This window comes from Pseudomonas sp. ADAK18 (genome assembly GCF_012935695.1).
Taxonomy (GTDB): domain Bacteria; phylum Pseudomonadota; class Gammaproteobacteria; order Pseudomonadales; family Pseudomonadaceae; genus Aquipseudomonas.
This window is the reverse complement of record NZ_CP052859.1, coordinates 3,607,142-3,632,670: the sequence shown is the minus strand read 5'-3', so window position 1 is coordinate 3,632,670 and position 25,529 is coordinate 3,607,142. Positions and strand designations below refer to the sequence as shown.

Genomic DNA, 25,529 nt, shown 5'->3' with positions numbered 1-25,529 from the left:
CTACGGCAAGCCACAAGCTCGAGGCTACGAGCGGTCGATGTACTCTTCACTTACCGCTACTCCAAAATAAAAAAGCCCCGCCAATTTTCATTGGCGGGGCCGTTTTTGTATCGCTGTTGACCTTACTCGGCGTTAGCCGGCTTGTCCCCATGGGACAGGCTATAAACATACGCCGCCAGCAAGTGCACCTTGTCGTTGCCTTGCAGTTGCTCTTGCGCAGGCATCTGGCCCTGACGGCCATAACGGATGGTCTGCTGCAATTGGGCGAAGCTCGAACCGTAGATGAATGCGCCTGGGTGAGTCAGGTCAGGTGCGCCCATCGCTGGCGTACCTTTACCGGCCTGGCCGTGGCAGGCCACGCAGTTGGCAGCGAAGAGTTTCTCGCCGTTGGCCACGTCAGCCTTGGCGCCTTCCGGCAGTTTGCGACCGTCGAGGTTGCTCACGACAAAGCCGGCCACGTCGGCCACGCCTTGCTCGCCAATGACTTCGGCCCAGGCCGGCATCACCGCGTGGCGGCCTTTCATGATGGTTTCCTTGATGGTGGCAGGCTCGCCGCCCCAGCGCCAGTCGGCGTCGGTCAGGTTGGGGAAGCCATAGGCCCCCTTGGCGTCGGAGCCGTGGCACACCGAGCAGTTGGAGGCGAACAGGCGGCCACCCATCTTCAAGGCTTGTGGATCTTTAGCCACTTCTTCGATCGGCATCGACGCGAATTTGGCGAAGATCGGCCCGAACTTGGCGTCCGACCTGGCCATTTCCTTTTCCCACTCGTGCACACCGGTCCAGCCGGTCTGGCCATTGGCGAAGGGGGTTTGCTTGTCGTTGTCGAGGTAGGCGTAGCCCGGCAGCAGGCCTTTCCAGTTGCCCAGGCCTGGGTACAGCGCCAGGTAACCCAAGGCGAAGATGATGGTGCCGACGAACAGCATGAACCACCATTTTGGCAGCGGGTTGTCGTATTCCTCGATCCCGTCGAACGAGTGGCCAACCGTCTCGTCCGTTTGCTCGGCGCGCTGGCCCTTGCGGGTCGACAGCAGCAGCCAGGTCAGGGCGAAAATGGTACCCAGACTGAGGACTGTGACGTACAGACTCCAGAACGTAGTCATTCTTTGTTACTCCTAGAAGCTTGCTCGACGTGCTTGATGGCTTCGGGATCATCCGCAAAGGGCAGCAAGGTCGCGTCTTCAAACTCCGACTTGCGCTTGGGGCTGAACACCCACAGCGCCAGACCGATAAAGGCCACCATCACGACAACGGTGCCCAGGCCTCGAATCATCCCGATATCCATCTAGATCACCGTTTGCTTTTGATGATGGTGCCCAGGCCTTGCAGATAGGCCACCAGTGCGTCCATTTCGGTCTTGCCCTTCACGGCATCCTTGGCACCGGCGATGTCTTCGTCGGTGTAAGGCACGCCCAGGGTGCGCAAGACTTCCATCTTCTTCGCGGTGTCCTTGCCGTCGAGCTTGTTTTCCACGAGGAACGGGTACGCCGGCATTTTCGACTCGGGCACCACGTTGCGCGGGTTGTACAAGTGCGCACGCTGCCAGTCATCAGAGTAACGGCCGCCCACACGGGCCAGGTCCGGACCGGTACGCTTGGAACCCCATAGGAACGGGTGGTCCCAGACGCTTTCACCGGCGACCGAATAGTGGCCATAGCGTTCGGTTTCGGCGCGGAACGGACGGATCATCTGCGAGTGGCAGCCGACACAACCGTTAGCGATGTAGATGTCGCGGCCTTCCAGCTCAAGGGCGGTGCGCGGCTTCATGCCTTCCACCGGCTTGTTGGTCACGTCCTGGAAAAACAGCGGAACGATCTGGGTCAAGCCACCGATACTCACGGCGATCACCATGAAGAAGGCCAGCAGGCCGATATTCTTCTCGACTACTTCATGCTTCATCAGTGAGCTCCCACTACAGCGATCTGAGCAGCGGCTTCAGCTTCAGCCGGGTTCGAGGCGCGAACGGTGCGCCAGACGTTGTAGGCCATGAACAGCATGCCGCTGGCAAATATCGCACCGCCCAGGGCGCGCACGATGTAGCCCGGGTGGCTGGCTTGCAACCCTTCGACGAAGGAGTAGGTGAGGGTGCCGTCATCGTTGATTGCACGCCACATCAGGCCTTGGGTGATGCCGTTGACCCACATCGAAGCGATGTAGAGCACCGTACCGATGGTGGCGAGCCAGAAGTGGGTATTGATCAGGCTGACGCTGTGCATCTGCGCACGACCGAACAGTTTCGGGATCATGTGGTACAGCGCGCCGATGGAGATCATCGCCACCCAACCGAGAGCGCCGGCGTGTACGTGGCCGATGGTCCAGTCGGTGTAGTGGGACAGCGAGTTGACGGTCTTGATGGCCATCATCGGGCCTTCGAAGGTCGACATGCCGTAGAACGCCAGCGAAACCACCAGGAAGCGCAGGATCGGGTCGGTGCGCAGCTTATGCCAGGCGCCCGACAGGGTCATCATGCCGTTGATCATGCCGCCCCAGCTTGGTGCCAGCAGGATGATCGACATCGCCATGCCCAAGGACTGAGCCCAATCCGGCAGGGCGGTGTAGTGCAAGTGGTGGGGACCTGCCCAGATGTACAGGGTGATCAGCGCCCAGAAGTGCACGATGGACAGGCGATAGGAGTAGATCGGACGCTCGGCCTGTTTCGGCACGAAGTAGTACATCATCCCCAGGAAGCCCGTGGTGAGGAAGAAGCCTACGGCGTTGTGGCCGTACCACCATTGGATCATCGCGTCCGTAGCACCGGCGTAGGCTGAGTAGGACTTGAAGAAACTCACCGGCAGCGAGGCGTGGTTGACGATGTGCAGCATCGCCGTCACGACGATGAAAGCCCCGTAGAACCAGTTACCCACATAGATGTGTTTGGTCTTGCGCTTGACGATGGTGCCGAAGAACACCGCACCGTAGGTGACCCAGACAATCGCCAGTAAAATAGCAATGGGCCATTCCAGCTCGGCGTATTCCTTGGTGGTGGTGTAACCCAGCGGGAGGGTGATGATTGCGCCGATGATGACCGCTTGCCAGCCCCAGAAGGTGAAGGCCGCCAGTGAGTCTGAAATCAGTCGGGTCTGGCAGGTTCGCTGCACGACGTAGTAAGAAGTGGCAAACAGTGCACATCCACCGAAGGCGAAGATCACCAGGTTGGTGTGCAGTGGGCGCAGGCGTCCAAACGTCGTCCATGGCAGGCCAAAATTCAACTCTGGCCAAACCAGTTGCGAGGCGATGAAGACACCGAGCCCCATGCCAAGGATCCCCCAGACCACCGTCATGATGGCGAACTGGCGGACTACCTTATAGTTATAAGCAGTCGGACTGATTGCTGTGCTCATTCTAAGGTTCCACGGTTTAGGTTTTTTTATAGGTAAAAATCGGTCGCAAGTATGGAGAAAGCAGGATTCCATTGCAACGCAAGGTGACCTGCGTCAATGCGTTCCAAACCAGATTCTGCGCCCTTTCCATGTTTGGCGTAAGGACAAAATCCCATATGAAAAGCTGACGAGTTGGACAGGAAATTTTAAGGGTCGAAGGTACTTGTAACTTGGTGTGTGTAAACAAGCGGCCCGGGTGACGACGGGGTAGTGGCACGACAGCCGGTCACTGCCAGCCTTTGCGCCTGTCATCGAGCAGAAATGTTCAACCCATCGAGTGCAAGTCGGCCGTCGACCGGCCAAAGCCAGTCCACTGTGGGGACAAGCGTAGACCCGAATGGCAGGAGGGGAAAGTCAGCAGTCAGGCAGGTGCGACAATGGGTCGCAAAGAGGTATGAACTGCCGCACCTTGATCAGATGCGGCTGTTCGGTATTGCCGTGTTACTCAGGCTGGCTTTCAGGCGTTGCGCCATCAGCGTTATGGGACAGGCTATAGACGTAGGCTGCGAGCAAATGCACCTTGTCATTGCCTTGCAGTACGTCCTGTGCAGGCATCTGGCCCTGGCGGCCGTGGCGAATGGTCTGCTGCAACTGCGCCAGGCTGGTGCCGTAGATAAAGCCGCTTGGCTGTGTCAGGTTCGGCGCGCCCATGGCTTCGACGCCGTGGCCATCCGGTCCGTGGCAGGCCACACACGTGGCGCTGAACGCCGTTTGGCCAGCCGCCACATCGGCGGTACTGTCAGCCGGCAGCGGTAATTTGGCCAGGTCATGGCGCACATAGGCGGCGACGTTTTTCACACCGTCCTCACCCAGCACTTCACCCCAGGCCGGCATGGCCGCATGGCGGCCGTTCATGATCGTCGCCTTGATGGCCTCTGCCGAACCGCCCCAGCGCCAGAGGTTGTCCGCCAGGTTCGGGAAGCCGTAGGCGCCCTTGGCATCCGAGCCGTGGCACACCGCGCAGTTGGAGGCGAACAAGCGTCCGCCCATTTTCAGCGCCTGCGGATCTTTCGCGACTTCTTCCACCGGCATGGCCGAGAACTTGGCGAAGATCGGCCCGAACTTGGCGTCGGCCTTGGCCATTTCCTTGTCCCATTCCTTGGTCTGGGTCCACCCGTCTTCATAGCCCGGCAACACGCCTTTCCAGTTGCCCAGGCCCGGGTAGAGGATCAGGTAGCCAACCGCAAACACCAGGGTCCCGGCGAACAGCATGAACCACCATTGCGGCAGCGGGTTGTCGTACTCCTCGATCCCGTCGAAGGCGTGGCCCATGGTCTGGTCGACGCTGCCCTTAGTTTCGCCCTTGCGGGTGCCAACCAACAACCAGGTCAAGCCGATCAGGCTGCCGAGGGTCAGTACACAGATCCATGTACTCCAAAAGGTTGTCATGGCCGATTGCTCCTTGTTACAGGCTCTTCTTGAGCGTCGGATGGAAGGGGTTCATCGGCAAACGGCAACAGGCGTGCCTGCTCGAACTCCGCATTGCGTCGGTTGTTGAACACCCAGAGCGACAAGCCGATAAAGGCGATGGCCACGACCAGCGTGCCAAGGCCACGGATGGTGCCAGCATCGAATTCAAATCCCATGGCTCACCTCTTGCTCTTGATGGCAGTGCCGAGTACTTGCAGGTACGCGACCAGCGCGTCCATTTCGGTCTTGCCCTTGAGGGTGGCCACTGCGCCACTGATGTCGTCGTCGGTGTAGGGCACGCCGAGGGTGCGCATCACTTTCAACTTGGTCTCGGTGTGGCTGCTGTCGACCTGGGCGGTGACTAGCCACGGATAGGCCGGCATTTTCGACTCCGGCACCACGTTGCGCGGGTTGTACAAGTGCGCGCGGTGCCAGTCGTCCGAGTAGCGCGCGCCGACGCGAGCCAGGTCCGGCCCGGTGCGCTTTGAGCCCCACAGGAATGGGTGGTCCCACACGCTTTCGCCGGCCACCGAGTAGTGGCCGTAGCGCTCGGTCTCGGCGCGGAACGGCCGGATCATCTGCGAGTGGCACTGTACGCAGCCTTCGCGGATGTAGATGTCGCGGCCTTCCAGTTGCAGCGCGGTGTAGGGCTTCATGCCTTCCACCGGTTTGTTGGTGACGTCCTGGAAGAACAACGGGACGATCTGGGTCAGGCCGCCGATGCTCACGGCGAGCACCATCAGCAGCATCAGCAGGCCGACGTTCTTTTCAATGGTTTCGTGTTTCATCATCGACTCCTCAGGCCATCTGCGCGGCAGTGGTGGCTTCGGCCGGTTGCGCCGAACGCACGGTGCGCCAAGTGTTGTAAGCCATCAGGAACATGCCGCTGAGGAAGATCGCACCGCCCACCAAGCGCACGATGAAGCCTGGGTGGCTGGCCACCAGGGTTTCGACGAAGGAGTAGGTCAAGGTGCCGTCTTCGTTGATCGCACGCCACATCAGGCCTTGGGCGATGCCGTTGACCCACATGGACGCGATGTACAACACGGTGCCGATGGTGGCGAGCCAGAAATGCGCGTTGATCAGGCCGAGGCTGTACATCTGCTCGCGACCGAAGATTTTCGGGATCATGTGGTACAGCGCGCCAATGGAGATCATCGCCACCCAGCCGAGAGCGCCGGCGTGTACATGGCCGATGGTCCAGTCGGTGTAGTGGGAGAGAGCGTTAACCGTCTTGATGGCCATCATCGGCCCTTCGAAGGTCGACATGCCGTAGAACGCCAGGGACACCACCAGGAAGCGCAGGATCGGATCGCTGCGCAACTTATGCCAGGCGCCCGAGAGGGTCATCATGCCGTTGATCATGCCGCCCCAGCTCGGTGCCAGCAGTACCAGCGACATCACCATGCCCAACGACTGCGCCCAGTCCGGCAGCGCGGTGTAGTGCAAGTGGTGGGGACCTGCCCAGATGTACAGGGTGATCAGGGCCCAGAAGTGCACGATGGACAAACGATAGGAATACACCGGGCGTTCGGCCTGTTTCGGCACGAAGTAGTACATCATCCCGAGGAAGCCGGCGGTGAGGAAGAAGCCTACAGCGTTGTGGCCGTACCACCACTGCACCATGGCATCCGTCGCACCGCCGTAGAGGGAGTAGGACTTGGTCAGGCTGACCGGGATTTCCAGGTTGTTGACGATATGCAAGATGGCCACGGTGATGATGAACGCACCGAAGAACCAGTTACCGACGTAGATGTGCTTGGTGTTGCGCTTCATCACCGTGCCGAAGAACACGATGGCGTAGGCGACCCAGACGATAGTGATCAGGATGTCGATTGGCCATTCCAGCTCGGCGTATTCCTTGGAGCTGGTGTAGCCCAGCGGCAAGGTGATCGCAGCCAATACAATGACCAGTTGCCAGCCCCAGAAGCAGAACTGCGCGATTTTTGGTGCGAACAGTTGAGTCTGGCAGGTGCGTTGCACCGAATAGAAGGAGCTGGCAAACAGTGCGCAGCCGCCAAAGGCAAAGATCACCGCGTTGGTGTGCAATGGGCGCAGGCGACCGAAACTGGTCCAAGGCAGGTTGAAGTTGAGTTCGGGCCATACCAACTGGGCAGCGAGAAAAACCCCGAGTCCCATGCCGACGATGCCCCACACCACCGTCATAATGGCGAATTGGCGGACCACCTTGTAGTTATAGGCGGTACTTAAAGTAGTGTTCATGGTTCCCCATCCACGGTTCAACCCAAGCAAATGCGGCACTTGGGCTGGAGTTATAGGCAGACTAAAAAGCGAGGCAAGCATGGGCAAAGAGCACAAGGCCAGTATTGACGGGGATCAATGGGCGCAGTGTGTGCGGGAACGCGGCTGGTTGTGGAATGTCGCGAAAGGGTCTATCGCGCGTACGCCGGTGACACTGATTCTGGCCCACGGTGCCGGCGCGCCGATGGACTCGGGCTTTATGAGTGACATGGCTGCACGCCTTGCCGGGCATGGCGTCAACGTGTTGCGCTTCGAGTTTCCCTACATGGCCCAGCGCCGTGTGGATGGCGGCAAACGCCCGCCGAATCCGGCACCTAAACTGCTGGAGTGCTGGCGTGAGGTGCATGCCGAGGTGCGACGTCATGTCGCTGGGCGTTTGGCCATAGGTGGCAAGTCTATGGGCGGGCGGATGGCCAGTTTGCTGGCTGACGAATTGGGTGCGGATGGGCTGGTATGTCTGGGGTATCCGTTTTATGCGGTGGGTAAGCCGGAAAAACCACGGACTGAGCATTTGGCCGGATTGAAGACGCCGACGTTGATTGTTCAGGGCGAGCGGGATGCGTTGGGCAATTGGGCGGCGGTGGAAGGGTATGTGTTATCGCCGAGCATCGAAGTGATGTGGCTGGCGGCGGGGGATCATGATTTGAAGCCGTTGAAGGCTTCGGGGTTTAGTCATGAGCAGCATTTGGAGGCTGCTGCGGTGAAAATCTCTGGATTTCTCGGTGCTTGTTAGGGCCTTTTCGCGAGCAAGCCCGCTCCCACATTCGACTGCGTTTATCCTGTAGGAATGCGTTCGAATGTGGGAGCGGGCTTGCTCGCGAAAGCGATTTACCGGTTAAACCGCTCCACCAGCGAATACTGGGTATTCGCCGTATGCGTCAGCTCTTCACTCAACTGCGCCGAGCTCAGCGCCTGCTCCGACGTCTGATCCGCCAGCAACGCAATCGTGCTGATATTGCGGCTGATCTCTTCGGCCACGGCGCTTTGCTCTTCGGTGGCGGCGGCGATCTGGGTGGTCATGTCGGTGATATTGGCCACAGCTTCACTGATCCCCACCAACGCTGCATCCGCTTCCATCACCCGCGCCACACCTTCTTCGGCCTGGCGATGCCCAGCGTCCATGGTCTGCACCGCCGCGCTGGCGGTCTGCTGCAGCTTGGCGATCAGCGCATGGATCTGCCCGGTTGACTCAGCGGTGCGCTGCGCCAGTTGCCGCACCTCATCGGCCACCACCGCAAAACCACGTCCCATCTCCCCGGCGCGGGCCGCTTCGATGGCTGCGTTCAAGGCCAGCAGGTTGGTCTGGTCTGCAATACCCTTGATCACGTCGACTACGCCGCCGATTTCGTCGCTGTCCTTGGCCAGTTGGGTCACGGTTACGCCGGTTTCGCCGACGGCCACCGACAGACGCTGGATGGCGTCGCGGGTTTCTCCGGCAATATCGCGGCCGCGACCGGTAAGGCGATTGGCTTCCTGAGTAGCGTCCGCCGTGCGTTGCACATGGCTGGCCACTTCCTGGGTCGTTGCCGCCATCTGGTTGACCGCCGTGGCCACTTGTTCGGTCTCAACGCGCTGGCGTTCCAGGCCGCTGGAGCTGTTATGGGCTAGGGTGTTGGACTGTCGCGCCTGCTCGTTGAGGTGCTCGGCGGTGTCCTGTAAGCGTGTCAGGCACGTCTTCAGGCGGGCTTCCTGACTCAGGATCGACATCTCCAGGCGCGCCTGTGCACCGCGACTGTCGGTGTACATCTGCGCGATCAGCGGGTCGGAAGTGGTCTGTTCGGCCAGGCGCAGTAAGCGCTTGAGGCCGCGCTGTTGCCAGGTCAGCCCCAGAAGTCCCAGCGGCACCGAAAGCGCCGCGGCCAGCGCAAAGCCCCAGTGCGAGTTGAGCCACACGCCAATCAGGAAGCTCAGTTGGCTGACCAGGATAAACGGCAGCCAGTCCTGCAGCACCGGCAGCCACTTGTCACGGCGTGGAATGGCCGGCTTGCCCTGGTTGATGCGCTGGTACAGCGCTTCGGCACGACGGATCTGCTCGGCGGTGGGCTTGACCCGCACCGACTCGTAGCCGATTACCTGATTGCCGTCGAAGACCGGCGTCACATAGGCGTTGACCCAATAGTGATCGCCGCTCTTGCAGCGGTTCTTGACGATGCCCATCCATGGCAAGCCTTGTTTGAGCGTGGACCACATGTGTGCGAACACCGCCGCCGGTACGTCCGGATGGCGAACCAGATTGTGCGGGGCACGCATCAGCTCGTCATGGGAAAACCCACTGATTTCGACAAAAGCGTCGTTGCAGTAAGTGATAACGCCTTTGGCATCGGTGGTGGAGATCAACCGTTGCTGAGCGGGGAAGGTCCGTTCGCGCTGGGTAACGGGTTGGTTATTACGCATGGTGGTTCAATCCGCAAGGCTTTGACAGGTTGTCGACCGTTACGGGGTTTTATTTAACTTATTTTTGCAACAATCGGCACAGCCTCACACCGTTGAGATCAGGCACTGGTGCAGGCTGCGCTCGTTTGATAGGCGAGTTTTCAGCCCGCCAGCATCGGGTAGGTAAACAGTGCAAAGTGCAGCAGATTCAGGCCGAAATGCGTGGCAATCGCCGCGCCCAGGCCGCCAAAGCGATACGCCAGCCCGTAACCGACGCCCGCAATCCCCGCCAGCAACGTCCACTGCCAGCCAGCGCCCAGGTGAACCAGGCCAAACAGCAGGGATGCCAACAACAGCGCCAGGTTTTCCCCATAGGGCAACTGCTTGAAGCGCCGGCTCAGGCCGCCCTGGATGTAGCCCCGAAACAACGCTTCTTCCACCAGCGTCACCAGCAAAAGGTTGTTCAACACCCACAGCCACGCCTGGTCAGGCCATTTCGGTGCCCAACTGATAATGCCCAGCAGCAGAGCACCCCCGAGGGCGGCGATGGTCGTCAGGGTCAAGGCCATGGCAGTGGCGTAGATCGAAAGGCGCAGGGAGCGACGGGCAACAATCCACGGGCACGCCAGCAACAGCCAGAAGCCTATCAGGGGTTTATCCTGGTTCAGGTACATCGAGAAGGGCACGGCATCGGCGGTAAAATGTTGCGGGTCAATGCCGCGACCGTTGTAAAAACCCGGCAGCCAATGCATCGCGAGGCCCAGGGCCAGGACAATAAACAGCCCATGGCCGAGGTAGCGGGCCCAAGGGTTTCGCTGTTGGCGGACGGCAAAGCCGGCGACCAGCAGCAAGGCGATGGACACCGCCGCCAGCAATCCCAGTTTCCCGTAGATCAAGGCCAGTACATAGCCAATGGAAAGAAGCGCCAGGTATAACCAGGGCAGAGCAAGCATGAGGAGTCCTTGTGACGGTAAACAGCGCGGCATTATAACGACCGTCGCCGTGTACCCAAAAGAAAACACCGCCCATGAAGGCTAATGCCAGTCAGTTAAGAAGTAGAAGGGGGTAAAAAGTAACCTGTGGCGAGGGAGCTTGCTCTCGTTGGACTGCGCAACAGTCCCATTTTTGGGGCCGCTTCGCGACCCAACGGGAGCAAGCTCCCTCGCCACAGGTACAGTGTTCGCCCTTAACTGACTGGCATTAGCCCATGAAGGCGGTGTTTTGTGTGGCGAGTGTCCGTTACGACGCGATTAGTTGCCGCAATACATAATGCAAGATTCCTCCCGCCTTGAAGTACTCCACCTCATTGAGTGTATCGATCCGACACAGCACTTCTACTTTTTCGCTGCTGCCGTCTTCCCGAGTAATCACCAGCGTCAGATTCATCCGCGGCTCTATATCGGCGTCCGTCAGCCCCAGAATGTCGACCTTCTCCTTCCCTGTCAGCTTCAATGTCTTACGGTTCTGATCCAGCTTGAACTGCAACGGCAGCACACCCATCCCTACGAGGTTCGAACGGTGAATCCGCTCAAAACTCTCAGCGATTACCGCCTTGACCCCCAGCAGATTGGTGCCCTTGGCTGCCCAGTCGCGGCTTGAACCGGTGCCGTATTCCTGGCCCGCGATGACCACCAGCGGCGTACCCGACACCTGGTATTTCATGGCCGCATCATAGATCGGCATTTTCTCGCCGGTAGGGATGTAGATCGTGTTGCCACCTTCTTCTCCGCCGAGCATTTCGTTGCGGATGCGGATGTTGGCGAAGGTGCCGCGCATCATTACTTCATGGTTGCCCCGGCGCGAGCCGTAGGAGTTGAAGTCCCGGGGTTCTACGCCTTGTTCGCGCAGGTATTGGCCGGCGGGACTGTCGGTCTTGATGTTGCCGGCGGGGGAGATGTGGTCGGTGGTCACCGAGTCGCCGAGCAGGGCCAGGACGTTGGCGCCTTTGACGTCTTTGATCACCGGCAGAGGCCCGGCGATGTCGTCAAAGAACGGTGGGTGCTGGATGTAGGTGGAATCCTTCTGCCACACGTAGGTTGCGGCTTGCGGGACTTCGATGGCTTGCCATTGTTCGTCACCGGCAAACACTTCAGCGTATTCCTTGTGGAACATGCCGGTGCTGACTTGTGCGACGGCGTCGGCGATTTCCTTGCTGCTGGGCCAGATGTCGCGCAGGTATACGGGCTTGCCATCCGAGCCGGTACCGAGCGGTTCGCTGCTGATGTCCATGCGCACAGTGCCTGCCAGCGCGTAGGCGACCACCAGGGGCGGGGAGGCCAGCCAGTTGGTCTTCACCAGCGGGTGGACTCGGCCTTCAAAGTTGCGGTTGCCCGACAGCACCGAGGCTACGGCCAAGTCGGCTTTCTGGATGGCTTTTTCAATCGGTTCCGGCAAGGGGCCGGAGTTGCCGATACAGGTGGTGCAGCCGTAACCCACGAGGTCGAAGCCCAGTTGGTCCAGGTACTGAGTCAGGCCCGCGGCCTTGTAGTAGTCGGTGACCACTTTGGAGCCCGGAGCCAGGGAGCTTTTTACCCATGGCTTGCGCTTGAGACCTTTTTCCACAGCCTTTTTCGCTACCAGGCCAGCCGCCATCATCACGCTGGGGTTGGAGGTATTGGTGCAGGAGGTGATCGCGGCGATCACCACCGCGCCGTTTTTCAGGCGATAGGTCTGGCCTTCGAAGTCGTAGTCGGCTTCGCCGATCAGGTCGGCGTTGCCCACGGCGACACCGCCGCCGCCTTCGCTTTCCAGGCGGCCCACGTCCTTGCTCGACGGTTTGAACTGCAGGTCGAGGAAGTCGGTGAAGGCCTGGCTGACATTGGGTAGGGAAACGCGGTCTTGCGGGCGTTTCGGGCCGGCGAGGCTGGCTTCGACGCTGCTCATGTCTAGGGCCAGGCTGTCGGTGAAGACCGGCTCCTGACCCGCCTTGCGCCACAGGCCCTGAGCCTTGGTGTAAGCCTCCACCAGTTTCACGGTGGCGGTCGGACGACCCGACAGACGCAGGTAGTCCAGTGTGACGTCATCCACGGGGAAGAAGCCGCAGGTGGCGCCGTATTCCGGGGCCATGTTGGCGATGGTGGCGCGATCGGCCAGTGGCAGGTCGGCGAGACCGTCGCCATAGAATTCGACGAATTTGCCCACTACGCCTTTTTTACGCAGCATTTGGGTGACGGTCAGCACCAGGTCGGTGGCGGTGATGCCTTCTTTCAGTTTGCCGGTGAGCTTGAAGCCTATGACTTCCGGGATCAGCATCGACACCGGTTGCCCGAGCATCGCCGCTTCGGCTTCGATCCCACCCACGCCCCAGCCCAGCACGCCAAGGCCGTTGATCATGGTGGTGTGGGAGTCGGTACCCACCAGGGTGTCGGGAAAGGCGTAGGTGCGGCCATCTTCGTCCTTGGTCCACACGGTGCGGCCGAGGTATTCCAGGTTGACCTGGTGGCAGATGCCGGTGCCTGGCGGTACCACGCTGAAGTTGTCGAAGGCGCTCTGGCCCCAGCGCAGGAAGGCGTAACGTTCGCCATTGCGCTGCATTTCGATGTCGACGTTCTGTTCAAAGGCACTGGAGGTGCCAAATTTGTCGACCATCACTGAGTGGTCGATCACTAGGTCCACCGGCGATAGCGGATTGATCCGTTGGGGATCGCCACCGGCCTTGGCCACGGCGGCACGCATGGCCGCGAGGTCGACCACGGCAGGCACGCCGGTGAAGTCTTGCATCAGCACCCGCGCCGGGCGGTATTGGATCTCACGGTCGGAGCGGCGCTCCTTGAGCCAGGCGGCAATGGCCTTCAAGTCGGCGCCGGTGACGGTTTTTTCGTCCTCCCAGCGCAGCAGGTTTTCCAGCAGGACCTTGAGCGACATTGGCAGCTTGTCCAGATCACCCAGGCTCTTGGCGGCTTCGGGCAGGCTGAAGTAGTGGTAGGTCTTGTCGTCGATTTCTAAGGTTTTAAGGGTTCTCAGGCTATCAAGGGATGACATTACATGACTCCTTATGGTCCGCACGGCTACGGACCTGACGGGACGGACAGAGCTTCTAAGCTAGCCCTGTTTTAAGTAGCTGGCTAATAACTGGACTCTATGGGCAAGTCCAAGGTTCCGAAGTCAGCTATCATGCGCGCGTTTTCATGACAGGCATTGCGCTAGAGCAGGCCGGTTACCAGGAGAGTCAATGAACACCCTTTTTATGCACTGCCGCCCGGGTTTTGAGGGCGAAGTCTGTTCCGAGATCGCGGAACACGCCGCTCGCCTGAACGTCTCGGGCTACGCCAAGGCCAAGACCAGCAGCGCCTGCGCCGAATTTGTCTGTACCGAAGAGGACGGCGCCGCGCGCCTGATGCGCGGCCAACGCTTTGCCGAGCTGATCTTCCCAAGACAGTGGGCGCGCGGGGTGTTTATTGAATTGCCGGAAACCGACCGCATCAGTGTGATCCTCGCTCATCTGCAAGGCTTCCCGCTGTGCGGCAGCCTGTGGCTGGAAATGGTCGACACCAACGATGGCAAGGAGCTGTCGAACTTCTGCAAGAAATTCGAAGTGCACCTGCGCAAGGCGCTGATGGCGGCCGGCAAGCTGGTGGAAGACCCGAGCAAACCGCGTTTGCTGCTGACCTTTAAAAGTGGCCGTGAGGTGTTCATGGGCTTGGCCGAGTCGAATAACTCGGCGATGTGGCCCATGGGCATTCCCCGGTTGAAGTTCCCCCGGGACGCGCCAAGCCGCTCCACCTTGAAGTTGGAAGAGGCCTGGCACCACTTTATTCCTCGGGATCAGTGGGATGAGCGCTTGCACAGCGACATGACCGGGGTCGACCTGGGCGCCGCGCCCGGTGGCTGGACCTGGCAACTGGTCAATCGCGGCATGCTGGTGACCGCCATCGACAACGGCCCCATGGCCGAGAGCCTGATGGACACGGGGCTGGTGCAGCACTTGATGGCTGACGGTTTCACCTATACGCCTAAGCAGCCGGTGAACTGGATGGTCTGCGATATCGTCGAGAAGCCGGCGCGCAACGCGGCCTTGCTGGAAACCTGGATCGGCGAGGGGCATTGCCGTGAAGCGGTGGTTAACCTGAAACTGCCGATGAAGCAGCGTTATGCCGAAGTGAAGCGCTTGCTCGAGCGGATCGAGGAAGGCTTCAAGGAGCGGGGCATTCGCGTGGAGATCGGCTGTAAGCAGCTGTACCACGATCGGGAAGAAGTGACCTGCCATTTGCGGCGGTTGGATGTGAAGAAGCCAAAGGCCCGGTAAACTGATGGCCAGTTTCAGGAGTGAATAATGAGCGACATTTTTGACACCCCCGTCGACGCCACCCTCGACGCCACCGGCCTCAACTGCCCGGAACCGGTCATGATGCTGCACCAGCACATCCGCGACCTGGCGCCTGGTGGTTTGCTCAAGGTCATCGCGACCGATCCCTCGACCCGCCGCGATATCCCCAAGTTCTGCGTGTTCCTTGACCATGAACTGGTAGACCAGCAGGAACAGGCCGGGACCTACCTGTACTGGATTCGCAAGAAGTCCGCTTAAGCCACTCGAATCCGCCGGCGCGCACTGCGTGTCAGGCGGATCACCAGCATCGCCGCTGCGCAGCTTAAGCCGACAATCAGCCCTTGCCACAAGCCGCTTGGGCCACTGGCCTTGCCCAGCCAGTCTGTGAGCCCCAGCACATACCCCACCGGCAACCCCACGCCCCAATAGGCAAACAGCGTCAGGACCATGGTCACCCGTGTGTCCTGATAGCCGCGCAACGCGCCGGCGGCTGTGACCTGGATCGCGTCGGAAAACTGGAACAACGCCGAAAACACGATCAGCATCGCGGCCACCTGGAGCACCAGCGGGTCCGAGGTATAGATCGCGGCGATATGTTCGCGAAACAGCAGCATCAGGCTGCAGGACAGGCAGGCATACGCCAGCGCCGTGCCCATCCCCACGCCCGCCGCGAAGCGCGCTTCCCGGGGTTCACTGCGGCCCAGGGCCTGGCCCACCCGTACAGTGACGGCCATGCTCAGGGAGTAGGGGATCATGAACACCAACGAGCTGAAGTTCAGGGCGATCTGGTGACCGGCCACCACCGTGGCGCCCAGACTGCCGATCAGCAGGGCGATCACCGCAAAGATGCTCGATTCGGCAAAGATCGCAATGCCGATTGGCAGGCCGATGCTCAGCACGCGTTTGATCACCGACCATTGTGGCCAGTCGAAACGTTTGAACAATTCACTCGCCTGATAAGCCGGCGCCCAGCGGGTCCAGCCGGCCAGGCCGAGCATCATCACCCACATCACAATCGCCGTGGCCCAGCCGCAACCGATGCCGCCCATGGCTGGCACGCCGAAATGGCCATAGATGAACACGTAGTTCAGCGGAATATTCAGCGCCAGGCCGCACAGGCCCATAACCATGCTCGGCCGCGTGCGGCCCAGGCCATCGCTGAAGCAACGCAACACGTAATACAGCGCAATCGCCGGCATGCCCGAGGCGATGCCGTGCAGGTAGCCCATGCACGGCTTGATCAGTTCAGGGTCGACATTCATGGCATGCAGGATCGGCTCGGCACTGATCAGCAACAACAGGGCGGTGATCCCGACCACCAGTGCCAGCCACAGCGACTGGCGCACCAGCGGGCCGATTTCACTGTGTTGACCGGCGCCAAAGCGTTGGGCGACTTTGGGGGTGGTGGCCAGCAAGGTGCCGGTCATCAGCAGGTACACCGGGATCCAGATCGAGTTGCCCAGTGCGACGGCCGCCAGGTCCCGGGCGCTGACGCGTCCGGCCATCACCGCGTCGACAAAACCCATGGCGGTCGTCGCCAGTTGGCCGATCATGATCGGCAGCGCCAGGGCCAGCAGGTTGCGTACTTCCAGGCTGACGCGGGCCGGACGGGTGAGGGGGGTGGTGGCAGTGTTCACGTGCAGGATGTCCAAAAAGGGGGAGCGCAGGACGGCGCATTCTACGCTTTGACGGGTTGGTCAGGAAAAAACCTGTGTTGCGGATTTGTAAGTGGTCTCCCAGACAACCCAGAACTCTGTGGGAGCCGGGCTTGCCCGCGATGGCGGCCTGACAGTCGACGTCAGCGGTGACAGAGACACCCTCATCGCGGGCAAGCCCGGCTCCCACAAGGGATCGGCGTTGTTCGACCAATCTCATTCCATCCCTGATCCCTGTACACTGCTGATCCGCGAAAGGAGCCTGCCATGCTGATTGTTGCCGACGAAAATATCCCGCTACTCGATGCGTTTTTTGAAGGATTTGGCGAGATTCGCCGCGTTCCCGGCCGCTCCATCGACCGTGCCGCCATCGAGCACGCGGATGTGCTGCTGGTGCGCTCGGTGACCAACGTCAACCGCGCATTACTCGAAGGCACCCCCGTGCGTTTTGTCGGGACCTGCACCATCGGCACCGATCACCTGGACCTCGACTATTTCCAGCGCGCCGGCGTCCAGTGGTCCAGCGCACCAGGCTGCAATGCCCGGGGGGTGGTCGACTATGTGCTGGGTAGCTTGCTGACCCTGTCTGAGATCGAAGGCGCAGACCTCGCCCAACGCACCTATGGTGTCGTGGGGGCCGGTGAAGTCGGCGGGCGGTTGATCAAGGTCCTCAAGGGGCTGGGCTGGAACGTGCTGGTCTGCGATCCTCCGCGGCAGCTCGCCGAGGGTGGTGATTACGTCAGCCTGGAACAAATTATCGAGCAATGCGACGTCATCAGTTTGCACACTCCGCTGAACAAATCCGGCAATGGTTCCACCTGGCACCTGTTTGATCGCCAGCGCCTGAACCAGCTCAAGCCTGGCGCATGGTTGATCAACGCCAGCCGTGGTCCCGTGGTGGATAACGCGGCCCTCAGGGACGTGCTGCTTGAGCGCGAGGACCTGCAAGCGGTGCTGGATGTCTGGGAAGGCGAGCCGCAGGTGGACGTCGAGTTGGCGGACCTGTGTGTATTGGCCACCCCGCACATCGCGGGTTACAGCCTGGATGGCAAGCAGCGTGGCACCGCGCAGATTTATCAGGCGTTTTGCCGGCATCTTGGCCAAGAGCCGACTATTCAGCTAAGTGACTTGCTGCCTGAGCCGTGGCTGGCCGAGGTCGGTCTCAATGCCAATACCGATCCGGCCTGGGCCTTGGCGACCCTGTGCCGCAGCGTCTACGACCCGCGCCGCGATGATGCGGATTTCCGACGTAGCCTGGTGGGAACCGTGGAAGAACAGCGTAAGGCGTTTGACTTGCTGCGCAAGCATTACCCCGAGCGGCGTGAGATTGACGGGTTGAAAGTGCGGATCGGTGGAGAGTCGGCCGCTCTGTCGAACATTGTGTCAGCGTTGGGCGCACAGGCAATCTGAGTCCATAAAAATCTATGGTCACCCCCATTTTTGCAATACTGATTAACGGGTGGTGTGGTTGGCTTGCTTAAATCTATCCGGCGTCTGTTTGGGGCATGCCCCAGCGCCACGATGAGAGTCGCGCCTGACGATCCTTAAAAACCCGTCGGCTTCTGAAGCCGATTTTTATGTCAGGATCTTCGCCAGGCCGGTGTGCCGTTCACATCATCTGTTGTTCAGCTATCGCAAAACCTGAAGGTGAATCGTGGTACTGCAACAACCGCGGGGTCAGGCGTTCAAGGCGTCTGGCCCTGCTTCATATTGCGTATGGTGAGCGGCTATCGCCCAAGCGATACGCGCCAGTTTGTTAGCCAGGGCACAGGCCACGACATTCGAATGTCGTCGACTTAGCAATGAGCGCACCCAATCGGCCAAGGCGCCTTTTTGGTGCTCCAGATTTTGCATATAGACCCTGGAACACTGCACCAACAGTTGTCGCAGGTGCTTGTCACCACGCTTGCTGATTCCCAGCAAGTTGGCCTTGCCACCGGTGCTGTACTGTCTGGGCACCAAGCCCACTGAGGCGGCAAAGTCCCGACTGCATCGGTACTGCTTGCCGTCGCCCATTTCTACAGCCAGCAGGCTGGCGGTGATCGGGCCGACACATGGAAGACTCAGCAAACGACTGCCCAGATCATCGTCGGCCAGTTGGCCCGCCAGCTCTTTGTCCAAGACCTTGATTTGCTCATCCAGGTAGGCAAAGTGGTCGTGCAGGCGTTGCAACAATATCGTCAGACGAACGGGTAATTCATGCTCGGCCAAGGCGCTCGCCAGACGCTTCATGATGGCCAACCCTTTGGGCAGACTGATCCCAAACTCCAGCAGGAAACCGTGCATCTGATTAGCCGTTTTGGTGCGGTCATGCACCAGCGATTCGCGCATCCGGTGTAGCACGGACAGGGTTTGCTGGGATTCGGTTTTAGGCGTGACGAAGCGCATAGATGGGCGCGAAGCGGCTTCGCAGATTGCCTCAGCGTCGACAAAGTCGTTTTTATTGCCCTTGACGAAGGGCTTAACGAACTGCGGAGAAATCAGCTTGGCCGTGTGCCCCATTGCCGCCAACTGACGAGCAACATAGTGCGACCCCGCACAGGCCTCCATCACCACGATACAGCTCGGCGAGTTGCCGAAAAACTGCATCATTTGCGTCCGTGAGCATTTTTTGCGAAACACCTCACAGCCCGACTTATCCTGGCCGTGCAGGTGGAAAGTATGTTTGCCGAGATCGATACCGATCAGTGCTGACTCGCTCATGATGATGGCCTCCGAAAACAAAACACCCCGTGAAAGCGTAGCCCTCACAGGGTGTTGGGGGTGACCATCTCATTAACCCGGCCATCAAGGTCGGGTTTGAAAAGGTTTGGGCGATTCAGCCTTGCTGGGCAGGCTTGACCAATTTCTGTTCCAGTTCGCGGCATGCGTCCTGGATCATGTCTTCAGTAATCTGCACCTCACGGCCTTGAGCATCGATATACGAGCAAGGCAGATGCTGTGGCTGACGGATCACTTCAATTTTGGCATTGCTGCTATTTTGCAAGGACATAGCCTGTCTCCTCATCAGGTTGTGTACCGACTCTAAAACCCCCGCGTGACCAAGCTGTGACAAATCCGTACAAGGTGGCGGTTCGAATGCCCAGTCCAGCAGAAACCTTTGGGAATTTCCAGCCGTGTATTAGACCGATAACGTCTACGAGCTAGCGCTGCCGGGCATAATTAACCTGACTCATTATGATTTACCCAAGTTCCATCGGATTGCAGTGTAGGCTTGGGAGTGTACCCCTCAGGTGATGCTCTCCATGCTCTCAGCCCGTCAACGCCGCGCCATTCGCCTGGCCACCCGCTTTGTTGCCCCTTACCGCTGGCAAGCGCTGGGTGCCTTGTTGGCACTGATCGTCACCGCCGGTATCACCTTGTCCATGGGGCAAGGCATCAAACTGTTGGTGGACCAAGGCTTCATGACTCAGTCGCCGCATCTGCTCAACCAGTCCATCGCTTTGTTTATGATTCTGGTACTTGGCCTGGCGGTGGGCACCTTTGCGCGGTTTTACTTGGTATCGTGGATCGGCGAACGCGTCGTGGCGGATATTCGCCGGCAGGTATTCAATCACCTGATCTACCTGCATCCCGGTTTTTACGAAAATAATCGCAGTTCGGAAATCCAGTCCCGCCTAACCGCTGATACCACGTTGCTGCAATCGGTGATCGGCTCGTCGCTGTCCTTGTTTCTGCGCAACGCGTTGATGGTGATCGGTGGGATCGTGCTGCTGTTTATCACCAATCCCAAGCTCACCAGTATTGTCGTGGTGGCGTTGCCGCTGGTGTTGGCGCCGATCCTGATTTTCGGCCGCCGGGTACGTAGCCTGTCTCGGCTGAGCCAGGATCGTATTGCCGATGTCGGCAGCTACGTGTCTGAGACGCTCGGCCAGATCAAGACGGTTCAGGCCTATAACCACCAGGTGCAGGACGAGCAGCGCTTCGCCGTCACCGTGGAAGAGGCATTTACGACTGCCCGCAAACGCATCGTGCAGCGGGCCTGGCTAATTACCCTTGTGATCATGCTGGTGCTGGGCGCTGTGGGTGTGATGCTCTGGGTCGGCGGCATGGACGTGATCGCCGGGCGTATCTCCGGTGGAGAACTGGCGGCGTTTGTGTTCTACAGCCTGATCGTCGGCAGCGCCTTTGGCACATTGAGCGAAGTGATCGGCGAACTGCAACGGGCGGCTGGGGCGGCTGAGCGGATTGCCGAGCTGTTGCAGTCAGGCAATGAGATTCAGGCACCTGTTGAGGGTGTGATCACGTTGCCAGAGCGGGTCAGCGGTCGGTTGGAGCTGCAGGACCTGCGTTTTTCCTACCCGTCGCGTCCGGATCGCTTTGCTGTCGATGGCTTGAGTCTGACGATCAATGCGGGCGAAACCCTTGCGTTGGTCGGCCCGTCCGGCGCGGGTAAGTCGACGATTTTCGACCTGTTGCTGCGCTTCTACGACCCTCAGCAAGGTCGCGTGCTGCTGGAAGGCCACGCCCTGACCGACCTCGACCCGCTGGACCTGCGCCGTTGCTTTGCCCTGGTCTCCCAGAGTCCTGCGCTGTTCTTCGGCAGCGTCGAAGAAAACATCCGTTATGGCAATCCATCGGCCACCTTCGCTCAGGTCGAGGAGGCTGCGCGTATCGCCCACGCCCACGACTTCATCCTGCAAATGCCTGATGGTTATCAGACTCACTTGGGCGACGGTGGCATGGGCCTCTCCGGCGGCCAGCGCCAGCGCCTGGCGATTGCCCGGGCTCTGCTGGTGGATGCGCCGATCCTGTTGCTGGATGAAGCCACAAGCGCCCTCGATGCCCAGAGTGAGCACCTGATCCAGCAAGCCTTGCCCAGCCTGATGCAAGGCCGTACTACGTTGGTTATTGCCCATCGCCTGGCCACGGTGAAAAACGCCGATCGGATCGCGGTGATGGATCAGGGCAAATTGATGGCAGTGGGCACGCATCAGCAGTTGATTGCCAGTAACCCGCTGTATGCGCGGTTGGCGGCATTGCAGTTCAGTGATGGAGACAGGGAAACCCATCCACACTAAATCGCCGTCCATAAAAAATGCCCGCATCTTTCAATGCGGGCATTTTCATTTTTAGCATCAAGCCTGACGCTTACTGATCATCAAAATACCGCTCATGCCAATCCACCAGTGGCTGCGGAGCATTAAGCTTTTGGCCGTAGATCACCGAATAAGACAGCACGTTCTGTACGTACTGGCGGGTTTCGTCGAAGGGGATGCTTTCCACCCACACATCGAAACTCAGGTGATCAGCACCGCGCAACCATTGGCGCACGCGACCCGGGCCGGCGTTATAAGCGGCGGACGCGAGCACGCGGTTGCCGTTGAACTGGCTGTGGACCTGGCTCAGGTAGGCGGCGCCGAGCTGGATGTTTTTGTCCGGGTCCAGTACTTGCGCAGGTGACGCCAGCGGGATGCTGAACTTACGTGCGGTTTCCTTGGCGGTGCCGGGCATCAGTTGCATCAGGCCACTGGCGCCGACGCCGGAGCGGGCGTCGTCCATGAAGGCGCTTTCCTGGCGGGTAATTGCAAACACCCAGCTTGAATGCAGGCCGCGAACCTTGGCTTCGCGCACCAGGGTGTCGCGGTGGGCCATCGGGAAGCGGATGTCCAGGTCGTCCCAGTATTGCGCCTGACTGATGGTGCGGATTGCCGGAAAATACCACTTCATGTCGTAGGCCAGTTTGGCCTGGGCGACCATTTCGTCGCGGTTGAAGTGGCGGCTGACGTGATACCACTCGCGGCGCCCATCGACGATCTGGCCTCGGGCGTAGAACTCAAGGGCACGGCGCACGCCTGGGGTGTTACGCACTTTGTTGATCAACGCCTGGCTCATCACCAGTGGCTTGTTGTTCAACTGGTACGGTGCTTGGGAGCGATCCGCCGCGAGGAAGCCATAGAAGTCCCGTTCTTTCGCCAGGCCTTTGTACAGCACCAGGGCTTGGGGGTTCTTCGGCTCTGCCAGTTCCAGGCTGCGGGCTTGCCAGTAGCGCCAGCGGTTGGTGGTGGCCAGGTCCTGCGGCAACTTGCGGGTCAGTTGGTAGGCGTCTTCCCAGCGAGCCAGGCGCAGCAGCAAGCGCAGGCGCCATTCGGAAACGGTGTTGTCCCGTAGTTCCGGGTCGTACTTGGTCATTACGTCCAGTGCGCGGGGGTCGAAACGTCGCGCCAGGGTCAGGCCGATCTCTCTGGCGATGGACACTTTTTCGTCACGGGAGAAGTGCATGCTGCTGGCGTAGCCATCGAGCAGGGCCATGGCCTTGTCAGGATCCTGGCGTGCCAGGCGGCGAAGGCCGAGACCGACGGCGTCAGACATTGCCTCGTTAGCCGGCAGGAAACGTGATGGATCACTGAGCATGTCGGGTCTTTGCGCCACGTCCACCATCAAGCGGCCCTGAGGGCCGAGGGTGCGCAGGGTTTTTACCAGGCTGTTGGCCAGCGGGTAATTACGGGCTTCGGCGGCGAGCTTGGTGCGGTCCCAGATTTTCTGTTCGGTCAGTTGGCCGTCAGCGGCCCATTGGCCAAAGGTGACATCACAGGCGGCCGGTTGAGATTTGCCGGTCATCCACAGTTTTTCAGCGGTTTTGTAACCTTCGGCCTTTAGGTTGTGGCTCAACTGATACTGGCCGTGGAGGCAGTCCAGCTCGACGAAGTTGAGTTTCGCGTCGTAGTACTTTTCAAAGGTTTGCCAGTCGCCGCGCTCCGCCAGCCAGCGCAGCCAACGCAGCTTCATCCAGTTGGCCTGGGGCAGGTCGCCGTTTTTGGCGAAGAACTGTTCGACTTCCTGGTTGCTGGCAGACTTCAGGCGGGCGGTCAGTTCGTCGTAGGCCAGATAAGGCGTCAATGGATAATCGGCCAACGCCTGGCTGTATTGCATGTAGGGGCCGCTGTCACCTTTGGCCAAAGCGCGCTTGGCTTCATCGTAATACTGGCGTTGGGTGGTCAGATCCACGGCCTGGGCAGATTGAGCGGCGGTGGCAGAAAGAAGCAGACAAGATAAAAAGTTAAAAAGGCGACTGCGCATGAGACGTCCGTGCAGAGGAATCAGGACTAGTGCCGACAGTGCCGACACTGATTGCCCCTAGCTTAGCCTTTTGCTCGTAGCCGGTGAAAGCTTTGCCGGTCGCTTCGTTCAAGTTCGCTGGAAATGTCCTACAGAACGTGTCGACCGCGAAAATGCCGGCCGCCTTAGGCCCTAAGTCAGGTAGAATGCGCGCCCAGTTTTTGGAGAAGCTCATGACCCTGCTCAAATTCAGCGATGTGTCCCTTGCTTTCGGCTCTATGCCGTTGTTGGACAAGGTGTCCTGGCAGATCGCCCGTGGTGAGCGGGTGTGCATCATCGGCCGCAACGGCACCGGCAAGTCCAGCATGATGAAGCTGGTAAAAGGCGATCAGAAGCCCGATGACGGCTCTGTCTGGCGCGCCCCAGGCCTCAAGATCGGCGAATTGCCGCAAGAATTGCCGGTGGCCGACGAGCGGACGGTGTTCGACGTGGTCGCCGAAGGCCTCGACGGCGTGGGCGCACTGCTCGCCGAATACCATCACCTGGCGCAGAACTGCGTCACCGAAGAAGACCTGGACAAGCTGATGCATGTCCAGCACGACCTCGAAGCCCGTGACGGCTGGCGTCTGCAGCAATTGGTCGACAGTACCCTGAGCCGCCTGCAGCTGCCGGCCGACAAGACCCTCGCCGAATTGTCCGGCGGCTGGCGTCGTCGCGTCCTGCTGGCGCAGGCACTGGTTTCTGAACCAGACCTGCTGCTGCTCGACGAACCGACCAACCACCTGGACATCGGCGCTATTGCCTGGCTTGAAGAAGCCCTCAAGGATTTCCAGGGCGCCGTGCTGTTTATCACGCACGACCGTTCTTTCCTGCAAAACCTGGCGACGCGCATCCTGGAACTGGATCGCGGCGGCCTGATCGACTGGAACGGCGACTACGCCAGCTTCCTGGTGCACAAGGAAGCGTCGCTGGCCGCTGAAGATACCGCTAACGCGCTGTTCGACAAGAAGCTGGCTCAGGAAGAGGTCTGGATCCGCCAGGGCATCAAGGCGCGTCGTACCCGTAACGAAGGCCGCGTGCGTGCCCTCAAAGCCCTGCGCAATGAGCGTAGCGAGCGCCGTGAGCGCACCGGCAAGGCCAACATTCAGCTCGACACTGCCGATAAGTCAGGCAAGCAGGTAATGGTCCTGGACAACGTGAGCTTCGCTCACCCAGGTGGCCCGTTCCTGATCAAGGACTTCTCCATGGTCCTGCAGCGTGGCGACCGGATCGGCCTGCTCGGTGCCAACGGTACCGGCAAGACCACCTTGCTTAAGCTGATGCTCAATGGCCTGCAGCCCACCAGCGGTAAAGTGGAGGAGGGCACCAAGATCGATGTGGCCTACTTCGACCAGTTGCGTCATCAGCTGGATCTGGAAAAAACCGTAATCGACAACGTTGCTGAAGGCCGCGACTTTATCGATATCGACGGCCAGAGCCGCCACGTGCTGAGCTACTTGGGCGATTTCCTGTTCAGCCCGCAACGTGCCCGTACGCCGGTCAAGGCGCTGTCGGGTGGTGAGCGTGCGCGCCTGTTGCTGGCTAAGCTGTTCAGCAAGCCGGCCAACCTGTTGGTGCTCGATGAACCGACCAACGACCTCGACGTTGAAACCCTGGAGCTGTTGGAAGAGGTCTTGCTGACCTTCAACGGTACCGTGCTGATGGTCAGTCACGACCGGGCATTCCTCGACAACGTGGTCACCAGCACCCTGGTCTTTGAAGGTGAAGGCAAGGTGCGCGAATACGTGGGCGGTTATCAGGACTGGCTGCGTCAGGGCGGCTCGCCGCGCCTGTTGGGCGTGACCGAGAGCAAATCCGGCAAGGCTGACTTGAATTCAGCCGTGGTTACACCAGTGGCCGCTGCTGCTCCGGAGGCTGCCCCGGCCGCGAAGAAGAAACTCAGCTACAAGCTGCAGCGTGAGCTGGAAGCTTTGCCGGGTGATATCGATGCCAAGGAAAAGCAGATCGCCGCGGTAGAAGCGGAAATGGCTGATGCGGGCTTCTATCTGCGCCCTGCGGCTGAAACCGCCAAAGTCATCGCATCCCTGGAAACCTTGAACCAGGAGCTGGAAGTGCTGGTTGATCGTTGGGCCGAGCTGGATGCCTGAGTGATTCTGCAGCACTAAAAAGCCTGGCGTTCACTCCTAT

The 25,529-nt window shown here is 59.9% G+C and carries 21 protein-coding genes; 6 read left to right on the top strand and 15 right to left on the bottom strand.

What is annotated here, in order from left to right:
- Window positions 1-122: 122 nt before the first annotated feature.
- From ccoP (HKK55_RS16340) to ccoN (HKK55_RS16305), 8 genes are all read right to left on the bottom strand, one after another.
- Complete coding sequence (ccoP, locus tag HKK55_RS16340; protein WP_169355631.1) at window positions 123-1,100, bottom strand: cytochrome-c oxidase, cbb3-type subunit III; 978 nt, start codon at window positions 1,098-1,100, stop codon at window positions 123-125.
- Window positions 1,097-1,282: a CcoQ/FixQ family Cbb3-type cytochrome c oxidase assembly chaperone gene (locus HKK55_RS16335; RefSeq protein WP_003175465.1), complete on the bottom strand. Its 186-nt coding sequence runs from the start codon at window positions 1,280-1,282 to the stop codon at window positions 1,097-1,099. Before HKK55_RS16335 ends, ccoP (HKK55_RS16340) begins: the two co-directional genes overlap by 4 nt.
- Window positions 1,283-1,287: 5 nt before the next feature.
- Window positions 1,288-1,896: a cytochrome-c oxidase, cbb3-type subunit II gene (gene ccoO / locus HKK55_RS16330; protein ID WP_022643327.1), complete on the bottom strand. Its 609-nt coding sequence runs from the start codon at window positions 1,894-1,896 to the stop codon at window positions 1,288-1,290.
- Window positions 1,896-3,338 (bottom strand): cytochrome-c oxidase, cbb3-type subunit I, encoded by a 1,443-nt coding sequence (ccoN, locus tag HKK55_RS16325; protein ID WP_169355630.1) that lies wholly within the window; start codon window positions 3,336-3,338, stop codon window positions 1,896-1,898. Before ccoN (HKK55_RS16325) ends, ccoO (HKK55_RS16330) begins: the two co-directional genes overlap by 1 nt.
- A 480-nt stretch (window positions 3,339-3,818) precedes the next feature.
- Window positions 3,819-4,766 (bottom strand): cytochrome-c oxidase, cbb3-type subunit III, encoded by a 948-nt coding sequence (gene ccoP / locus HKK55_RS16320; protein ID WP_169355629.1) that lies wholly within the window; start codon window positions 4,764-4,766, stop codon window positions 3,819-3,821.
- Window positions 4,763-4,963 carry a cbb3-type cytochrome c oxidase subunit 3 gene (locus tag HKK55_RS16315; RefSeq protein ID WP_169355628.1) on the bottom strand — a complete coding sequence of 67 codons (201 nt, stop codon included), beginning with the start codon at window positions 4,961-4,963 and terminating at the stop codon, window positions 4,763-4,765. The genes ccoP (HKK55_RS16320) and HKK55_RS16315 overlap by 4 nt, the downstream gene beginning before the upstream one ends.
- Window positions 4,964-4,966: 3 nt before the next feature.
- Complete coding sequence (gene ccoO, locus HKK55_RS16310; RefSeq protein WP_169355627.1) at window positions 4,967-5,575, bottom strand: cytochrome-c oxidase, cbb3-type subunit II; 609 nt, start codon at window positions 5,573-5,575, stop codon at window positions 4,967-4,969.
- Between the two features lie 10 nt (window positions 5,576-5,585).
- Window positions 5,586-7,010: a cytochrome-c oxidase, cbb3-type subunit I gene (ccoN, locus tag HKK55_RS16305; RefSeq protein ID WP_155583029.1), complete on the bottom strand. Its 1,425-nt coding sequence runs from the start codon at window positions 7,008-7,010 to the stop codon at window positions 5,586-5,588.
- 79 nt (window positions 7,011-7,089) lie between these two features.
- Between ccoN (HKK55_RS16305) and HKK55_RS16300 the strand changes: the two genes are divergently transcribed.
- Entirely contained in the window at window positions 7,090-7,782 is a 693-nt protein-coding gene (locus HKK55_RS16300) for an alpha/beta family hydrolase (protein WP_169355626.1), read from the top strand.
- A 95-nt stretch (window positions 7,783-7,877) separates the two neighbouring features.
- Here HKK55_RS16300 and HKK55_RS16295 read toward each other — a convergent pair whose 3' ends face one another.
- The 3 genes from HKK55_RS16295 to acnA form a co-directional block, all read right to left on the bottom strand.
- Complete coding sequence (locus HKK55_RS16295; protein ID WP_169355625.1) at window positions 7,878-9,443, bottom strand: PAS domain-containing methyl-accepting chemotaxis protein; 1,566 nt, start codon at window positions 9,441-9,443, stop codon at window positions 7,878-7,880.
- A gap of 140 nt (window positions 9,444-9,583) precedes the next feature.
- Entirely contained in the window at window positions 9,584-10,375 is a 792-nt protein-coding gene (locus tag HKK55_RS16290; RefSeq protein WP_169355624.1) for a CPBP family intramembrane glutamic endopeptidase, read from the bottom strand.
- Window positions 10,376-10,661: 286 nt separating this feature from the next.
- Window positions 10,662-13,403 (bottom strand): aconitate hydratase AcnA, encoded by a 2,742-nt coding sequence (acnA, locus tag HKK55_RS16285; protein ID WP_169355623.1) that lies wholly within the window; start codon window positions 13,401-13,403, stop codon window positions 10,662-10,664.
- A 190-nt stretch (window positions 13,404-13,593) separates the two neighbouring features.
- Between acnA and rlmM the strand changes: the two genes are divergently transcribed.
- Both rlmM and tusA read left to right on the top strand, forming a co-directional pair.
- Window positions 13,594-14,667 (top strand): 23S rRNA (cytidine(2498)-2'-O)-methyltransferase RlmM, encoded by a 1,074-nt coding sequence (gene rlmM / locus HKK55_RS16280; protein ID WP_169355622.1) that lies wholly within the window; start codon window positions 13,594-13,596, stop codon window positions 14,665-14,667.
- 27 nt (window positions 14,668-14,694) lie between these two features.
- The gene (gene tusA, locus HKK55_RS16275) at window positions 14,695-14,946 is read left to right on the top strand and encodes a sulfurtransferase TusA (RefSeq protein WP_169355621.1); all 252 of its coding nucleotides are present in this window, start codon (window positions 14,695-14,697) and stop codon (window positions 14,944-14,946) included.
- Here tusA and HKK55_RS16270 read toward each other — a convergent pair.
- Window positions 14,943-16,325 (bottom strand): MATE family efflux transporter, encoded by a 1,383-nt coding sequence (locus tag HKK55_RS16270; protein WP_169355620.1) that lies wholly within the window; start codon window positions 16,323-16,325, stop codon window positions 14,943-14,945. The genes tusA and HKK55_RS16270 overlap by 4 nt on opposite strands.
- Window positions 16,326-16,610: 285 nt before the next feature.
- On the opposite strand from HKK55_RS16270, the gene pdxB reads away from it, so the two are divergent.
- Window positions 16,611-17,753 (top strand): 4-phosphoerythronate dehydrogenase PdxB, encoded by a 1,143-nt coding sequence (pdxB, locus tag HKK55_RS16265; RefSeq protein ID WP_169355619.1) that lies wholly within the window; start codon window positions 16,611-16,613, stop codon window positions 17,751-17,753.
- Window positions 17,754-18,020: 267 nt separating this feature from the next.
- Here pdxB and HKK55_RS16260 read toward each other — a convergent pair whose 3' ends face one another.
- Together HKK55_RS16260 and HKK55_RS16255 are read right to left on the bottom strand one after the other, a co-directional pair.
- Entirely contained in the window at window positions 18,021-19,046 is a 1,026-nt protein-coding gene (locus HKK55_RS16260; RefSeq protein ID WP_169353046.1) for an IS110 family transposase, read from the bottom strand.
- A 115-nt stretch (window positions 19,047-19,161) separates the two neighbouring features.
- Window positions 19,162-19,335, bottom strand: a complete 174-nt coding sequence (locus HKK55_RS16255; RefSeq protein ID WP_169355618.1) for a PA1571 family protein — start codon at window positions 19,333-19,335, stop codon at window positions 19,162-19,164.
- 244 nt (window positions 19,336-19,579) lie between these two features.
- Here HKK55_RS16255 and HKK55_RS16250 point away from each other — a divergent pair, with 244 nt between their 5' ends.
- Window positions 19,580-21,364 carry an ABC transporter transmembrane domain-containing protein gene (locus tag HKK55_RS16250; protein WP_169357882.1) on the top strand — a complete coding sequence of 595 codons (1,785 nt, stop codon included), beginning with the start codon at window positions 19,580-19,582 and terminating at the stop codon, window positions 21,362-21,364.
- A gap of 70 nt (window positions 21,365-21,434) precedes the next feature.
- Here HKK55_RS16250 and HKK55_RS16245 read toward each other — a convergent pair whose 3' ends face one another.
- Window positions 21,435-23,363, bottom strand: coding sequence for a transglycosylase SLT domain-containing protein (locus HKK55_RS16245; protein WP_169355617.1), 1,929 nt, complete (start codon window positions 23,361-23,363; stop codon window positions 21,435-21,437).
- Between the two features lie 212 nt (window positions 23,364-23,575).
- Between HKK55_RS16245 and HKK55_RS16240 the strand changes: the two genes are divergently transcribed.
- Window positions 23,576-25,489 (top strand): ATP-binding cassette domain-containing protein, encoded by a 1,914-nt coding sequence (locus tag HKK55_RS16240; RefSeq protein ID WP_169355616.1) that lies wholly within the window; start codon window positions 23,576-23,578, stop codon window positions 25,487-25,489.
- Window positions 25,490-25,529 lie beyond the last annotated feature (40 nt).

What these genes read in the sequence shown, in the direction of transcription:
- ccoP (WP_169355629.1), bottom strand. Translation starts at nt 4,766, where the DNA reads ATGACAACCTTTTGGAGTACATGGATCTGTGTACTGACCCTCGGCAGC.
- ccoO (WP_022643327.1), bottom strand. Translation starts at nt 1,896, where the DNA reads ATGAAGCATGAAGTAGTCGAGAAGAATATCGGCCTGCTGGCCTTCTTC.
- ccoN (WP_169355630.1), bottom strand. Translation starts at nt 3,338, where the DNA reads ATGAGCACAGCAATCAGTCCGACTGCTTATAACTATAAGGTAGTCCGC.
- ccoO (WP_169355627.1), bottom strand. Translation starts at nt 5,575, where the DNA reads ATGAAACACGAAACCATTGAAAAGAACGTCGGCCTGCTGATGCTGCTG.
- ccoN (WP_155583029.1), bottom strand. Translation starts at nt 7,010, where the DNA reads ATGAACACTACTTTAAGTACCGCCTATAACTACAAGGTGGTCCGCCAA.
- HKK55_RS16315 (WP_169355628.1), bottom strand. Translation starts at nt 4,963, where the DNA reads ATGGGATTTGAATTCGATGCTGGCACCATCCGTGGCCTTGGCACGCTG.
- HKK55_RS16240 (WP_169355616.1), top strand. Translation starts at nt 23,576, where the DNA reads ATGACCCTGCTCAAATTCAGCGATGTGTCCCTTGCTTTCGGCTCTATG.
- HKK55_RS16335 (WP_003175465.1), bottom strand. Translation starts at nt 1,282, where the DNA reads ATGGATATCGGGATGATTCGAGGCCTGGGCACCGTTGTCGTGATGGTG.
- pdxB (WP_169355619.1), top strand. Translation starts at nt 16,611, where the DNA reads ATGCTGATTGTTGCCGACGAAAATATCCCGCTACTCGATGCGTTTTTT.
- acnA (WP_169355623.1), bottom strand. Translation starts at nt 13,403, where the DNA reads ATGTCATCCCTTGATAGCCTGAGAACCCTTAAAACCTTAGAAATCGAC.
- HKK55_RS16250 (WP_169357882.1), top strand. Translation starts at nt 19,580, where the DNA reads ATGCTCTCCATGCTCTCAGCCCGTCAACGCCGCGCCATTCGCCTGGCC.
- rlmM (WP_169355622.1), top strand. Translation starts at nt 13,594, where the DNA reads ATGAACACCCTTTTTATGCACTGCCGCCCGGGTTTTGAGGGCGAAGTC.
- tusA (WP_169355621.1), top strand. Translation starts at nt 14,695, where the DNA reads ATGAGCGACATTTTTGACACCCCCGTCGACGCCACCCTCGACGCCACC.
- HKK55_RS16260 (WP_169353046.1), bottom strand. Translation starts at nt 19,046, where the DNA reads ATGAGCGAGTCAGCACTGATCGGTATCGATCTCGGCAAACATACTTTC.
- HKK55_RS16245 (WP_169355617.1), bottom strand. Translation starts at nt 23,363, where the DNA reads ATGCGCAGTCGCCTTTTTAACTTTTTATCTTGTCTGCTTCTTTCTGCC.
- HKK55_RS16295 (WP_169355625.1), bottom strand. Translation starts at nt 9,443, where the DNA reads ATGCGTAATAACCAACCCGTTACCCAGCGCGAACGGACCTTCCCCGCT.
- HKK55_RS16290 (WP_169355624.1), bottom strand. Translation starts at nt 10,375, where the DNA reads ATGCTTGCTCTGCCCTGGTTATACCTGGCGCTTCTTTCCATTGGCTAT.
- HKK55_RS16300 (WP_169355626.1), top strand. Translation starts at nt 7,090, where the DNA reads ATGGGCAAAGAGCACAAGGCCAGTATTGACGGGGATCAATGGGCGCAG.
- HKK55_RS16255 (WP_169355618.1), bottom strand. Translation starts at nt 19,335, where the DNA reads ATGTCCTTGCAAAATAGCAGCAATGCCAAAATTGAAGTGATCCGTCAG.
- ccoP (WP_169355631.1), bottom strand. Translation starts at nt 1,100, where the DNA reads ATGACTACGTTCTGGAGTCTGTACGTCACAGTCCTCAGTCTGGGTACC.